Consider the following 13,568-nt stretch of genomic DNA (forward strand, 5'->3'; position numbering starts at 1 on the left):
CATCCGGAACCGTGGGGGCTGACCGGCGGATGCGTTGGGACCGTTATAAGTATCGCCGCATCGGCTTTCAACGCAACGTGAGAAACTTGGTCAATTTAATTGGAAAATAGTTCATTTTCAGGCGTGTCGGCGCTCGTAGACGACGAAGCGCGTGGGGTGACTGTCCTTGTCGCCTGCCGGCACCGCTATAGACTCCCCTGCCCGCCAGATGTCGGGATCGATCGCGGGGAACGAGGCGTCTCCGTCGAGATCGGCTTCGACATGGGTGATGCACATCCGGTCGGCAAGGCCGATCGCCTGGGCATAGATCTGCCCGCCGCCGATGATGCAGATCTCGTCGATGCTCTTTTCGCGTGCCAGCCTTTCGGCCGCCGTCATCGCCTCCGTCAGCGAATGCGCCATGGAAACATCGGGATGGTCTATCGCCGCCTGCCTGGAGATGACGACGTTCGGCCGCCCCGGCAGCGGCTTGCCGATTGAATCATATGTCTTGCGGCCCATCACGACAGGCTTGCCCAATGTCAGCGCCTTGAAGCGCTTGAGATCGCTCGACAGCCGCCAGGGCATGTCGCCGTCGCGCCCGATGATGCCGTTGCGGGCAACGGCGGCAATAATGGTCCTGCGGATATCGGCCATGGAATGTCTCGGATCAGACGGCGATCGGCGCCTTGATGCTGGCATCGGCCTCGTAGCCGATCAGCTCGAAATCGTCGAAGGTAAAGCTGAAGATGTCTTTCACATCGGGATTGATGCGCATGAAGGGAAGCGGCTTCGGCTGGCGCGCCAGCTGCAGCTTCGCCTGGTCGAAATGGTTGTGGTAGAGATGGGCGTCGCCCAGAGTGTGCACGAAATCGCCAGGCTTCAGCCCGGTGACCTCCGCCACCATCATCGTCAAAAGCGCATAGGAGGCGATGTTGAACGGTTTTCCGACATCATCAGTTTTTTTCATAACTTGGTACCATAAAACGAGTCAGTTCTCATTGTCGGCTTCCGCTGACGATAGTCAATTCGGACAATTCAAATTCAACATTTGAGATCGTCCCCTACCTCAGAGCCGCCAAACGAATAAGCATCCGCCATCGGCGGATTCCGCTTTTTGAAGAAAGCCTGAACTGGCGTTGATTTCCGCTAAAGCCAGAGTTCAGGCTTTCTTTGGAAGAAGCCGTCCGAAGGACGTCCGTTTCCGGCGACAAGCCGGTTTGGACCCTTTGGGCTCGTTCACAGGGATCGGACTTCTAGCCAAGTCCAACAATTCTTTCCACGACAATTACCCGGGCCAATCTTGCGACAGAACGTAAAGGTTCTGTCAATCAGCATGCGTCATGAAGGCTCAAATCAAGTGGGACATGAGGACTCTGATGCCGACGGTTTACGCTCTACGCGAGCGAGTTGCTGATATGCTCCTGGGCTATTCTGACGAAAAGAGGAAGACGCTGGAGAATAGGCGAATAGGCGCGGACAACAAGGACAAGGGCACCGAGTTTGAGCGCCACTATGGCGTCTATCACCTAATGCAAGGAGCATTCAACAGCGTGACGCGCAATCAGGATGGGACACGTTTTTACGTGTCCAACAATCTTATTGCAGACGCTGACGATCTTTACGTTAGCGAAGATGATTGGCTTACTTTCGTCCAGGCAAAGGATCGTCTTGAACTAAGCTGGTCGGCCGTTTCCGAAAGACTGGAAGAACAACTGAGAGAACTACGAGCGTACGGCCTGGAAGCACACTCGACCGTCGAGCTTGTCGTTTCCAGGGAGAACATTGCGAAAAACCTGAAAGAAAAGGTCCCACCGTCTTTGGTTGCCATCAACGTTGTTCATTTTGAGACCAACGACGAAGTCTTCCTCGGGTTTGCTGAGCTGCTTACTGCTCGGGAAACCGACCAAATTGGGAAGGAAAATGCTCGCCATCATTACTACGACGCGTGGCGTACTCTGGAGTTTAGCGCCACCGCCAGTCAGGTCGCGAGGCGAGCCCACCGGCTGTCTTACGGGACCTTGCGCACTCTCGATGCGAACGTCGAATTGCCGAAAAAAGTCGAAGAAGCCTTGGCGGCAGTTGAGTTTTTAACGTCGAGGGTTATTGGCCGACGCCTCTATTACGCATTTAAGACGCAAGATTTCACGCCACTTCGGTGGGAGATTGAGTCCCCACAGTGGAAAAGATTCGCCAATTCTTTGTGTCATGCGGAGAACCTTGATTACATCGGATTCTTGAACCTTCTGGAAGAAGTAAGATGATCAATCACATTTTCGGCACGAAAGTTGTCTCCGATGATGACCGCGCTTTTGCGACAAAACTGCAGCAACGTAACGCCCTGAAAGATGACGTCGGCCCTTCTTTTGCTGATGCAGCGGAACGCTTGGCCAAACTCTTCATTAAGGCCTTCCCTGATCGAAACCTGTCATTGCCGCAAAAGGTGGCACTATACTTCGAAGTCGAAGACGCCGATGATGCGGCGACAGTTCTGACCGCACAGCTTGAGAAGGAAGGCATATCAGTCGGGACGGCCTGCTTTTGGCTGCACCGCCGTAAAAGCTCGTTTGATGATGTAATTGTAGATGTCGCAAAAGCTTTCATCGACGATATCGCGGGTGCGAACGTTTCAGTTATTTTACAGCCTGGGGCGCTTCGGCCCGATGCGATACGGGCCTTTTTAGTCCACACATCAGGCCAGATAAGCCCAACCGCTCCAGTCGTTGTCCTGACCACCTGGTCAGCGCCAGACCTTGAAGACACGTTGGAGAGCGCCCTCGAACCTGAGTTTTCGTCTCGAATGGTGATCGGCAATATGGCCGACGGATCGCTGGCAAGTGACAGCAACCTTTATCTATCTAGCCGGTTTAGTAGCTCTCAGCGTCTGGGCTTTCCCAGTGGGTGGGACAAGAATGATTTTCATCCGAAGTCAGTCCGCCTTGCGATGCAGAAACAGATGGACCTCGACCGTTCTCGAAAACAGGGCTTAAGTTTCGACGGCACCTGAACCGCAATTAAGTCAGATGACCTGCTCAGAGCCAGGCTGCCAATACTCCAGCTTCGTGCCACTCTCCACAACGATCCTTAAATCTCTTATCAATCCGGCCGCCTCAACCAGAGCGCCGGTCCGAGCGGCTGGATCGACCTGGTCAATATTCATGGCAACGTCGTAAAGCTTAACGACGGCATCCTCTGCTGTCCCGCTACCTGGTATGCCGACTGTCTCTCGGAGGTCTCGGGCCGTTACAATCGAACGAAACAGGAGTGATTTGACCTCGTGGTCGCTCAATTTGTCGATTTGGTTGGCCGCACGGATTAATTCCGCAACGAATGCAGCCTCAACGTTTTCGCTCAAACGAGAATGTCCATCCACCGTGCATGTCCAGTCAATTTCTTTCCGAGGCGGTTAGTCGCCGAAAACGACTGCTCCTCGTAATCCTTACATAAGCTGGTGCTCTTCGGTTTCCACCGGTGGCTTTCAACGAAGTGCGGACGCGGCCGCCAAAATCCGCTGGGAGCTTCACTTCAAGAATTTTGTGTAGCCGCTGCTCATACCGCAACCTTCGCCGTTGAGCGCTGTCCAAAAGTTTACCGGTCATATGGCGCAACTGGGTGCGTCCACGCCTGAAGAACTTACTAATCCTCCTTCACCGCAGGCCGACTAAACGGCTCCGTTACCGTCCATCGAACTCCCGCACCCCAGTTTTCGCTCTCAGCAGTGAGTTCGATATTCAGACGGGCAAAGGCCTGCTCCAGCTTCTTTAAGGTCTCCAGATTCAATGCGCCGATTTGCCCCGTTTCCAACCGGGTGACGAAGTTCCGGTTTACGCCAGACATCTCTTGGAGATCACGCATCGACAGGTTAGCCATCGCCCGCGCCGCTCGGAACTGCGCTCCCCGAAATCGATCCTTTTGGCCCGGCTTGAGCCACCGCACCCCTGCCCCCTGTGTTCCTGTCCCTGGCAGAAATTCGATACCGTTTTTTTCAAACGCCTTTTGCATGTCTTCGGCATCTGAAGAGAACAGCTTGTACTTAGCGGCTTCCCATCGACTGACTTCGCGGCGATCCAGTCCCACCCACGCCGCGACATCCTCTTGATCTTTACCAAGAAGCGCTCGTGCTGCCCGGAATTGGCTCGCCAAAATCCTCATTTGGCGGAAGAGCAGCCCTCATTTGCAAAATGTCAACATATTGAGCGTTTGTCCCACCAAAGGAGATTTCAACTCTTTTTCTTTGCGTATGTCTCACGAATCGGTCTATTTCCTTGCTCGCCAGTAAACGGAACTCGAATCAAAAGGTCCTCTCGATGAACGACAAATGGCTTGGAACCCCGCCCTTCGTGATCCTCCCGCGACTGAGGTCGCTTCTGGCTGATCTCGAACAACTTGCCCTGCCCGGCAGCCACCCGGTACCGAACGAGCTTGTCACCATCCGGAATTGCTTTGTCGCGAGCCGCGCGGTGCCCTGCTTGATGGGCGAGATGAGCGGACATCCGTCTATCAAGGACGGTCCCGGTATCACCTCCGAACTGTTTTATCTCGACGGGAAGCGGAAGCTCGCGCGGACGTTGAGCCGTTGGTATCGGTTCGACGAAGGCCTCATCTGATCCGGGCGGAGAATATCGATGGATACGGCCTTTAGGGACAACCTCGAAGAATACATCACCAAACTCCAGCGGATCGCGATCCAGCTGAACGGATTGCGAGGCGCTCATCCGCTGAGAATCGGGCGCGAAGGTGCAGCAATCGCAATGCGGTCTGCCCGCCTCTTTTTGTCTTATTGTGCGCTCGTGAGCCTGGTTCGGCGGAACATTGAGCTGATCTCGGAGCCATTTTGCGTAGCGCTGATTATCGTACCGGCTGAATGGCAACTGACTGACGTCAATGAGGCGGCGAAAATCCTCTTCAAAGATGAGAAAATTCGCTTCTATTTGCATCCTGCAGCCAAAAGCAGGCGCGGCTGGGATATCGACGCTACTGAACAACTGGTATTTGGCAAGGTGATCATCTTTGCGACCGAGGGATCGCCGGTTCACGAAGATTTCGAACTTGCTGCAACGATGCGCGACCGTCTCCGAACATGCAATGTCCGCCACCTCCGAGCGCTAGCCAAGCTTAGAGGCTGCGGCGACATCTCCGACGATCAGGCTGCACTGATTGCCGAGCAACCATCCGAGAGAATGGAGGCCATTTTCCGGATCGGCCAACCGGCTCGTAGGGCAGCGCTTAGGCTGACCGAGCTTGGCCCAAAACGGCCGGTCTCCGAGAAAGCTAAGCACCTGGACCTCTCTAAGGGCTTCGGTGCGGCTGGTGATTGGGCGCAGGAGCTGAAAAAGGACCTGCAAGATTGGCGAGATGGAAAGCTACCGTGGTCTGACGTTGACAAGGGATGCCTCCTCTATGGCCCACCTGGGACTGGGAAGACCAAGTTTGCGGCGGCTCTTGCAGCTGAATGCGGCATGCATCTGGAAGCCACAAGCATTTCGAGGTGGCAAAGCAGCAAAGATGGCCACCTCGGCGATATGCTGAAGGCCATGTATAAGGCGTTTGCAGCCGCCAGGGAAAATGCGCCATGCCTGCTATTTCTCGATGAATTTGACTCGATTGGTGACCGTTCGAAGTTCGTTTCCAGTTACGCGGACTACAGCATCCAGGTCGTTAACGGACTTCTGGAATGCATCGACGGCATCGAAGGACGAGAGGGCGTCGTTGTTGTTGGCGCTTGCAACAATCCCGAACGGATCGACCCAGCTCTTGTCAGGAGTGGGCGGTTGGAGAAACACATCCACTTCCCACTGCCGGATGCACAGGGTCGCGCCCAAATCCTCGCGTTTCATCTTCCTTCGCTCGCGGAGCATCCTTCACTGAAGGAAATCGCCGCCAAATTGCCTGGCAAAAGCGGGGCTGATCTGGAACGCCTGACGCGGGATGCCCGACGCGTTGCGCGGCGGGAGCACCGGGGCGTAACAATTGATGACCTCCGAGAAAAGATCGAGCCACTCCCTGTTTTAAATGAAGGCTACCAACTGCACATCGCAATACACGAAGCCGGTCATGCCCTTATCGCTCACGCTTTGCGGGTTGGGAGAGTCGAGCGAGTTGAGGTGTTTGATAACGCCCAGAACTTCGCGACAGACATCGATGCGCACGGGATCACTGTTATCCAGCACCAAAGGCTACCCTTCAGAACCAAGGGGGAAATGATGAATCTGGTCGCCATGCACTTGGCTGGCGCGGCTGCCGAAGAGGTCTTTTACAAAGACCGGTCGACTATGGCCACAGGTTCGAGCCGAAGTGATTTCGCGATGGCAACGGAACTCGCTGTCGAAATGGTCACGAAATACGGCTTTGGAACGTCGCCCTACTATCTCCCCAGCTCCGTAAACACGAACAGCCCATCGGAGCTGTGGCGAGATCGCCCACTGAGAGCGGAGGTCGATGGCATTCTTCGAACCGAGTACGCGCGGGCAAAAGACATGCTCAACGGCCTGCAGCAAACGCTTGTGAAATTCGCTGTCCAGCTGGCCAAACACAAACGACTGCAGGGAGATCAGCTGGAAAAGCTCTGGCCAGGGCCGTCCTAATTGGGCGAACCGCAGGCAAGGAAATGTTGAGCGGCCTTTTTGCTGTGTTTCCTTGGCCCGTGAAAAGCTTGCTCTCGCGGTGGTGCGGGCCGTGGCATTCGACATGAGTGAACCGGTGCCTGGCGATGCGTCCATGAAATCTGGCTGACTCAGCCAGCTCCCAGACATCCTGAACCAGAACGACAGCGGCGGCATTCCGGCGCGTCATCCCCATCCCTTTGCCTTCACGAAAGGAACAGCTGAGTGCGAGCTTGGATCATCAGTGACCTTCACTACTCCCCGATGGACGCTCTCGGGGGCGTTCCCTTTCGCATTCCGGATGCGGACATCTGCATCTGCGCGGGCGACATTTCGGAGAATGTCTCAAGGAGCATCGCTTACCTGCGACGCGACATCGGGCGGCACATGCCCGTCATCTTGGTCTTGGGAAATCATGACTACTACAGCGGCAGCATCGATTTTGCCCTGGAAAGAGCACGTCGCGAAATCGAAGGCACCCGTATCCATCTCCTCGAAAATCAAAGCATCGAGATGGCCGGATGCCGCTTTGTCGGCGCAACCTTGTGGACCGACTTTGCGGTGTCTATCGGTGGGGACGAGCATATTCCGGCGGAGGAGCGGCGGACCAAAGCGTTCGGTCTAGTGCCGTACCGAATGGCGGACTTCTCATGTATTTTCCGATCCGACCCACGACACCCCGGTGAAAACGGGCTGATCACAGTTCAGGAAATCCTTAAGCGCCACATCGAGAGCCGGTCGTATATTGATCAGGAACTCGAAAAGCCGTTCGGCGGCCGCACCTTCGTCGTGACGCATCATGCACCGCTCATTCAGAGCTTCGACCCTCGCTTCTATGGCGAGATAACCAATGCGGCGTTCGGAAGTGATCTGTCCGACTTGGTCGCGCGGCGGCGGCCGTCGGTTTGGATTCATGGTCATATCCATAAATTCCGTGACTATATGGCTGACAAAACTAGGGTGATCTGCAATCCTCGTGGTTACGGAGGCGAGCGAGACATGAATGGATTTCGGTCTGGGTTCGTTATCGATCTGTAGAAGACGTCAAGACGGAAGCTCAGGTCCTGGAAGGCATCATCAGCTGGGTCGAATGGCCACCTGCCCTCTGCGATCCGCGTTCCTAAGATCGATGAGTAGAAGCGCCATCTGCTGAAAGTCTTCGTCGTTCAAACCAGAATAGTCCTCGCCCAGGCTCGCGAAGTGTGACCGCAGTGGCCTGCCACTGCGAATTTCCTCCAGAACTGATTAGAGTCCGTGACGTGCTACTGAATTTTCATCCGGCGGCGAATAGAGCCTCGGCGGTAAAAAAATGTGGTTGGAGCGAAGTCATGCGTTCAATCTGACCCTTGACTACGTCTACACCGCGACGACGTTTTCCTTCCCAAACCAAATTTCGGCCTTGCTCAATACGGCGGGAGTGGGGTTCCGGTAGTAAACTGCCAGCTCTTCCTTCGCTCTGGTGCAGCAAACATAGAACAATTTGCTCGTCCGCTCTCTGACGGTATCCGTGCCGCCGCCTTCAAAAAGATATTTGAAATTGTAGTTGTTCCACCCGCCAGCATCGAGAACGACCAGCACACGTTTGAACTCCCGTCCCTTGATTTTATGCTGCGTTGAAAAAGTCGTTCGCCCTTCCAAGTAGTCGTAGAGCTTTTGGAACGTTCCGTAACTGACGTTGGTCAGCCGGTCGAAAAGATAAGGTTTCCGAACTTGGAAATCATTGAACTTGTCGTCTTTCAGGCAGAAGCCCTTCTCGTGGGCGTAGTCGATAACATCCATTATCGATTTATCGCTCATAGCTGCAATCGCCTCGACGTTGTCCCTGATACGCACCTTATCCTGAGCATTTGTCAGCCTGAACTCAGTTTTGCGCAGGAATTCGTTGTATTTCCTCTGCTCGTAAAGATGGACGACACTCTGGATTTTGAAGACATGCTTCACGAAATCACATCGTTTTGAACCTTTACGCGCGATCTCATCTTCCGTTTGCTTCTTGTCATCCACCAATTGGTCTTTATCGACATACAGACTGCGTAAGAGGTGAAAATCCGTTTGATTTGCGCGATCCAGCAAATCCGGGTGGGCGTTGATAAATGTTTGCATTCCGGCCGTGGGCTTTACGGCGTTGAGGTCACTTCCGCTCTTGCCCTGCTGCAGTGACGCGACCACTTCGCCGAACGTTTTCCCGTCATAATCCTTCAGATCACCATTCTTTTTGATGTAATCGACGATCCTTTTTTTGAAAGCGAGCACGCCGTCTTTGTCGTAGATTTCCATCAATTCGCCAAAACCTGCCTGGGGAGCGATCAGGTTATGAGTAAGATTGAGTTCCTTCGTCTCCAAAACATCCGAAAAATCCCAGCCGAGATCGTCGCGAACCTCAGGTAGCTTGTCGTCATCACCCGTGGAGTGGTAAAAGCGCACAATGCCATCCCGCACCTTCCCGCCGCTCATATTAGGCGCGTTGAGGTCTTGAGAGGCAACCTGAACGATCCCGTCAGTTCGCAAGGCATTCGCTAACTCAAACACACGGCGCGGATTACGGCGGTTTTGTTGTTTTTTGACCTCGCTGACGGAGCCACTCTGAACGTAGGGCTGGATTGAGCCGACTCCTTCTTCGTAGATTGACTGCATGGCGTCGCCGAAGAAGCCGCAAACACCAACCCGCGTGCTCTGGGATAGGCATTCGAGTAGAATTTTCACGACCTCTGGAAAGGTGTCCTGGTACTCGTCGACCAGAATGTATCTGAAGCGATCCCGAAGAATATCTCGTATTTTCGGGTACTGCTCAAACATTCCGTGAGCGAGAAGGATGACCTCGTCATGCGAGACAATACCCTCGCTCACCCTCTTGAATTCTTTGTATTGGATGGCTTTCCCTGCAAACATGTCGTCGGAGACAACAACTGTTCCGGGGTCCAACGTTGGATCAGCACCACTCAGGAAGCCTCGAAGAACCTTTGCAAGCTCCTTCTGAAACGGGCTGATGGCCTCCCAAAGGAAATCGTGGATGGTGCGAACGACTAGCCTGTCGTTACTGATACGACTTTCGACTTCCCGAACCGCAGCGTTCGTGAACGTGATACATGCGACGAATGCGCTCGGGTCTTTCCGGAGCAGCTCGCCGATGACCTGCACTAGGGAATAGGTTTTTCCGCTTCCGGCACCGCCGCTCAGCAGAAAATTCCTTCCCGCATGAATGTGGCCTAGAACCTCCTCAACTTCAGCTTCAAGTTTCAGCCCGCCTTGATCCATCGCAGGCCCTCCTCGATATATCCTGGAGTGTTCCAGTTGCTAAATTCAGACGAAAATTCCTTGTTGATCCCTTTCGGAGAAGCAACGGCCGAGTTGGTGGTGGCACTGTTCAATAGGATTTCGATTGCAAAGGAAGGCTTCCTTGAAATGCCTTTTTCCGCCATTTTGAATGATGAGCCACCTTCAAGATATTCCTTGAGATACATCTGAACCAGACTAGGGAAACCTGCCTTCTCCACGCCAGCCTCGTCTGTCGTGGCGTCCTTTACGAACGCGCGGTTCACATGAAAGAATGCATCCTCAAAACTTCTGGCATGGTAGCCATTGCCATCGCTGTCGGTCTCGGAAATCTGGTAGGCACAAAGGAGTTGGCCGCCAGGTTTTGGACCCCATTTTCCGGTTGCGACGTCCTTCCAGACCGCCTTTTGCTCAACCTTCAAGCCCAGAAAATACGCGACCTCCGGCCCGACGTTGTGAAAAAACTGGAGCGCGTGATTGGTTGTGTGGGTTGCTTTATCAACCTCACGCGCACGAAGCACACTTTTGGGCTTGCCGTCTTTGGTCAGGGCTGGACTACCGTCCTCTTCGAGAACCGCCTCTTCCAGCGCTGAATCGATATCCGTGATTATGAGGGTCTTGACCCCGATAAAATGAAGGAAAATTTCGTAAATCTGCGAATGTGCGCCAACCTCGATCATTGATATGTTTTGGGATAGCAACGCGACTGGCGGATATTCCCCGCTCTGCCAGGCGTTAACGGCATCGTTTTGGTCAACCTTGCGCATCATCGCCGGTAGCAAAATTCGCTCAGTGTCACCCTCAACGAGGATAGCTTTGTCGGCAAAAAACAGCTGCGATCTGTTGAGCGTTAGGTACTGCTTCAGAAATGCGTAATGTCCGCTCTTCCCTGCAGCCTTGTACAACCCACCCAGCTCTTTAAGGCTTCGCGACTGGGTTTCACCCTCGATGCGCCGGAAATACTTGATGTCATCGAAATCAGATTCCGCAACGATGTGGGCGGAGTGGGTCGACAAGATCGTCTGCAACGGTCTGGTGACTCCATCGGCATTTTTGACCGTATTGCCAACCAGTCGTTTGATGTTGGAGATAAAGATCGCCTGCATCTGCGGATGGGTGTGTGCCTCCGGCTCCTCGATGAAAAGGAGATTTATGTCCGAGGGACGTGGCGACCTGCCGCGCTTGAACTCGTTGAGAAGAATCTTGATCTCGAAGATGATCGAGATCAGATTTAGATAGCCAAGGCCATTGTGATTTTCTGGCAGCGTGGTGTCCGCGCCCTGCCGATACATGACAGTCGTGTTCTCGCCAAGAAGATCACGATGCTGCAGGGTCGATTTGATTTTGATCTCGGTATCACCCTCCTTGATGCCACCAAAACTGCGCACATCGGAGATAACCGACCTGAAAAGGTCATCGTAGATCACATCGAGTTGGCTATCGGTGTCGCTGAGAGCTTCCTTGAAGGTCTCAAAGACCTCCTCGTCCTCGGCATCTGAGGCCATCGCACTATAAATCTTTGCCGACATCGCTGACAGACCGCGATCAGAATCTTTGTTCGAGACGGACCGGCGAGCATTTATCCGCTTGAACGAGACAATATCCTCTACCCGTATAGCTTCCTTTAATAGGTCGACATATTCGGCCTCGATGACAGCGGCCGTAACATGGTCAAAACGGACGCTGCGCTTGGCAATCTTGAAATATTTCCCGTGGAATTCTTGAAGAAACTTGCGGGCGTGTTTGGGCTTCTTTTTCTCGCTCAGCTTCTTCTCGTTGAACGAATGATAATCTCTCATCATCGACGCGAGATTTTCAGACGACAGCTGATACAGGAAGTCTAGAACGATGAACCTGTTTTCGGGATCGAGGTCCATTACGATTGCGTTCCCGACATTCGCGAGATCGTCGTGGTCGCCATACTCAACGAAAAGGCGCAACGAAATCCCGCAGAACGGAAATGGGTCAACCGGCGGAGCATTGTTATTGAGAAGGTCAATCAACTGCTGCTGAAAGTCCGTGTTGAAATCGTCGAACTCAAAGCGGGCAGTCGCACTTCCGTTCAGGAACCTCTCTAGGGCGAGGAGCAACGAAGTCTTCCCGGAGTTGTTTTTGCCGACCACAATCGAGAGGTAATCCTCCAAGTCGATCTGCAGGTGCTTGAGTGACCTGAAATTTTGTATCGAAATCTTGGCTATTTTCACGACAACACCCGGCGCAATCTGTTGATTAGCGATACATACCAAATCAAAATGATTCGCCTATAACGTGAAGCCTTCTTTCCGCACTAAATTACAAGTCTGCATTCCGCGTTCGGAACCAAGCGATCTCTCGGCCTAACCCGAGGAGTTTCGTATCTCCGTTGTCTCTGAAGTACGAGTACCTTCGCCATTCCCCAGGAAGCCGCATTTATAGCGAAATAGCATATCCAACGACGAAATATGTGGTTTATGCCGCTCTGCGGACTGTGATCATCTTCGTGAATTCGGACAATATATCCGGATAAAACTGCGCTAGGTGACGCACCACTCTCGCATTGGCGGTTATGCGCGTCACGTATCCAATGGCCAGCACCAGGTCGAGATGATCAGCGCCGTAATCTTGCTCAATGGTTTTGAACTCACGATCAAGTGTCGCCGCTTCCTGCTCCATCAACGAGATTTGGTCTTCGCTGAGCCCAACGGTCTTCTTCTTGGGAGACACGAGCATAGAATCCGACGTGGCGGCGACCAAGGACTTGGCATAGCTGACCGTGAATTTGTTCATCACGATCATCAACCCGGCGGCTTCGATCTGCCGCATGGGTTTCATTTTTCGCAGTTCGCCGATTGTGTTGATGGGGACATGCTTCTCTTTAAGCAGATCAATGGCCTCAGCGCACATCCCGTCCAGTAAGTTCTTCTTATGGCGAATACTGGAAATGTTTACATTGAGCGCCCGCGCCAGGCGCTCTTCAGGCACGCCTTTTTCAATCGCCTTCAGGATCATCTTATGTTCCTGGATCGTGGCTAGACGACTTATGCGACGATTGTAGGTGTAAGCTTCGTCTTCCGTGGCAACCAGGCAAACCACTTCGGTGTCGCCTCGTTTGGCAAGGACGTCGATACGGATGTGGCCATCCAAAAGATGAAACTTATCGTGTTGTTGGCTGTCCCGGATAACAACTGGCGGCTCGATGATGCCCACCTCGTCAATCGAGGCGGCTATCTGTGCGTATTTTACAGATTTCAAAGCAGCGGATGACAATTGCTTCAGGGGCAGAATTTCCGCAATCGGTATCCGTAAGCTCATGTCTTCGAACGAGAGCGGAACAGAGGAAGTGGCAAAAGAGGATTTCATCGTGAATGTCCTCGTTCACTCTGGAGCCTCGTAGCCAACGCCTCGGGGAGTGAAGCAAGTCCTTCTTCGCCCAATATGCCGGTGAATTGAGCATCCGCCAGGAGTTTGCGAACGGCCTCTGTAATGAAGGTCAGGCGAGCTTTGGCCGTTTCTGCGCGGCGTATCAGTATCCGCTTGCGATCAACGTCGTCTTGAAACGCCTTGAGCAAAGCCTCCGACGAAATGGGGCGCGGTTTCCCTTTGCTGGTTGTGATTAGGCATGGAATAAGGACCCCGCATTTGGGGTGATCGGCGTCCAAACGGGACCCCCATCTGCGATGGGGTTACAACAGCCTCCGGTTTCATCGGAGGCTTTTTGTTTGGATGCTTATTGTG

The 13,568-nt window shown here is 53.4% G+C and carries 11 protein-coding genes and 1 pseudogene; 5 read left to right on the forward strand and 7 right to left on the reverse strand.

Translation table 11 applies throughout. From position 1 onward, the window contains the following. Positions 1–117 precede the first annotated feature (117 nt). The gene (locus K6N12_RS28835; protein WP_097629299.1) at positions 118–636 is read right to left on the reverse strand and encodes a dihydrofolate reductase; all 519 of its coding nucleotides are present in this window, start codon (positions 634–636) and stop codon (positions 118–120) included. Between the two features lie 13 nt (positions 637–649). Beyond that, positions 650–928: pseudogene (thyA, locus tag K6N12_RS28840) on the reverse strand (thymidylate synthase); the annotation flags it as partial. Positions 929–1,358: 430 nt separating this feature from the next. Between thyA and K6N12_RS28845 the strand changes: the two are divergent. Both K6N12_RS28845 and K6N12_RS28850 read left to right on the forward strand, forming a co-directional pair. Beyond that, complete coding sequence (locus tag K6N12_RS28845) at positions 1,359–2,243, forward strand: hypothetical protein (protein WP_222149026.1); 885 nt, start codon at positions 1,359–1,361, stop codon at positions 2,241–2,243. Further along, entirely contained in the window at positions 2,240–2,986 is a 747-nt protein-coding gene (locus K6N12_RS28850; protein ID WP_222149027.1) for a hypothetical protein, read from the forward strand. Before K6N12_RS28845 ends, K6N12_RS28850 begins: the two co-directional genes overlap by 4 nt. Before the next feature lie 12 nt (positions 2,987–2,998). On the opposite strand, the gene K6N12_RS28855 is transcribed toward K6N12_RS28850, so the two are convergent. Together K6N12_RS28855 and K6N12_RS28860 are read right to left on the reverse strand one after the other, a co-directional pair. Then, a complete protein-coding gene (locus tag K6N12_RS28855; RefSeq protein WP_222149028.1) occupies positions 2,999–3,334 on the reverse strand; it encodes a hypothetical protein in 336 nt (111 codons plus the stop codon). A gap of 281 nt (positions 3,335–3,615) precedes the next feature. Next, positions 3,616–4,056, reverse strand: a complete 441-nt coding sequence (locus tag K6N12_RS28860) for a helix-turn-helix domain-containing protein (RefSeq protein ID WP_313903451.1) — start codon at positions 4,054–4,056, stop codon at positions 3,616–3,618. 230 nt (positions 4,057–4,286) lie between these two features. Here K6N12_RS28860 and K6N12_RS28865 point away from each other — a divergent pair, with 230 nt between their 5' ends. From K6N12_RS28865 to K6N12_RS28875, 3 genes are all read left to right on the forward strand, one after another. Next, on the forward strand, positions 4,287–4,586 hold the full coding sequence (locus K6N12_RS28865; RefSeq protein WP_164593226.1) for a hypothetical protein: 300 nt from the start codon (positions 4,287–4,289) through the stop codon (positions 4,584–4,586). An 18-nt stretch (positions 4,587–4,604) separates the two neighbouring features. Continuing rightward, complete coding sequence (locus K6N12_RS28870; RefSeq protein WP_222149029.1) at positions 4,605–6,563, forward strand: AAA family ATPase; 1,959 nt, start codon at positions 4,605–4,607, stop codon at positions 6,561–6,563. 243 nt (positions 6,564–6,806) lie between these two features. Continuing rightward, positions 6,807–7,619: a metallophosphoesterase family protein gene (locus tag K6N12_RS28875; protein ID WP_222149030.1), complete on the forward strand. Its 813-nt coding sequence runs from the start codon at positions 6,807–6,809 to the stop codon at positions 7,617–7,619. A gap of 318 nt (positions 7,620–7,937) precedes the next feature. On the opposite strand, the gene K6N12_RS28880 is transcribed toward K6N12_RS28875, so the two are convergent. The 3 genes from K6N12_RS28880 to K6N12_RS28890 all read right to left on the reverse strand — a co-directional run bounded on the left by K6N12_RS28880 (position 7,938) and on the right by K6N12_RS28890 (position 13,193). Beyond that, on the reverse strand, positions 7,938–9,836 hold the full coding sequence (locus K6N12_RS28880; protein ID WP_222149031.1) for a UvrD-helicase domain-containing protein: 1,899 nt from the start codon (positions 9,834–9,836) through the stop codon (positions 7,938–7,940). Beyond that, a complete protein-coding gene (locus K6N12_RS28885; protein ID WP_222149032.1) occupies positions 9,818–12,058 on the reverse strand; it encodes an ATP-dependent nuclease in 2,241 nt (746 codons plus the stop codon). The genes K6N12_RS28880 and K6N12_RS28885 overlap by 19 nt, the downstream gene beginning before the upstream one ends. Before the next feature lie 244 nt (positions 12,059–12,302). Continuing rightward, a complete protein-coding gene (locus K6N12_RS28890; protein WP_222149033.1) occupies positions 12,303–13,193 on the reverse strand; it encodes a plasmid partitioning protein RepB C-terminal domain-containing protein in 891 nt (296 codons plus the stop codon). Positions 13,194–13,568 lie beyond the last annotated feature (375 nt).

The sequence above is a fragment of the Rhizobium redzepovicii genome (assembly GCF_019793435.1).
Taxonomy (GTDB): Bacteria; Pseudomonadota; Alphaproteobacteria; order Rhizobiales; family Rhizobiaceae; genus Rhizobium; species Rhizobium redzepovicii.

Excerpts from the sequence above, each read along its gene's own strand:
- K6N12_RS28890 (WP_222149033.1), bottom strand. The coding sequence starts at position 13,193 with ATGAAATCCTCTTTTGCCACTTCCTCTGTTCCGCTCTCGTTCGAAGAC.
- K6N12_RS28865 (WP_164593226.1), top strand. The coding sequence starts at position 4,287 with ATGAACGACAAATGGCTTGGAACCCCGCCCTTCGTGATCCTCCCGCGA.
- K6N12_RS28835 (WP_097629299.1), bottom strand. The coding sequence starts at position 636 with ATGGCCGATATCCGCAGGACCATTATTGCCGCCGTTGCCCGCAACGGC.
- K6N12_RS28850 (WP_222149027.1), top strand. The coding sequence starts at position 2,240 with ATGATCAATCACATTTTCGGCACGAAAGTTGTCTCCGATGATGACCGC.
- K6N12_RS28845 (WP_222149026.1), top strand. The coding sequence starts at position 1,359 with ATGCCGACGGTTTACGCTCTACGCGAGCGAGTTGCTGATATGCTCCTG.
- K6N12_RS28880 (WP_222149031.1), bottom strand. The coding sequence starts at position 9,836 with ATGGATCAAGGCGGGCTGAAACTTGAAGCTGAAGTTGAGGAGGTTCTA.
- K6N12_RS28870 (WP_222149029.1), top strand. The coding sequence starts at position 4,605 with ATGGATACGGCCTTTAGGGACAACCTCGAAGAATACATCACCAAACTC.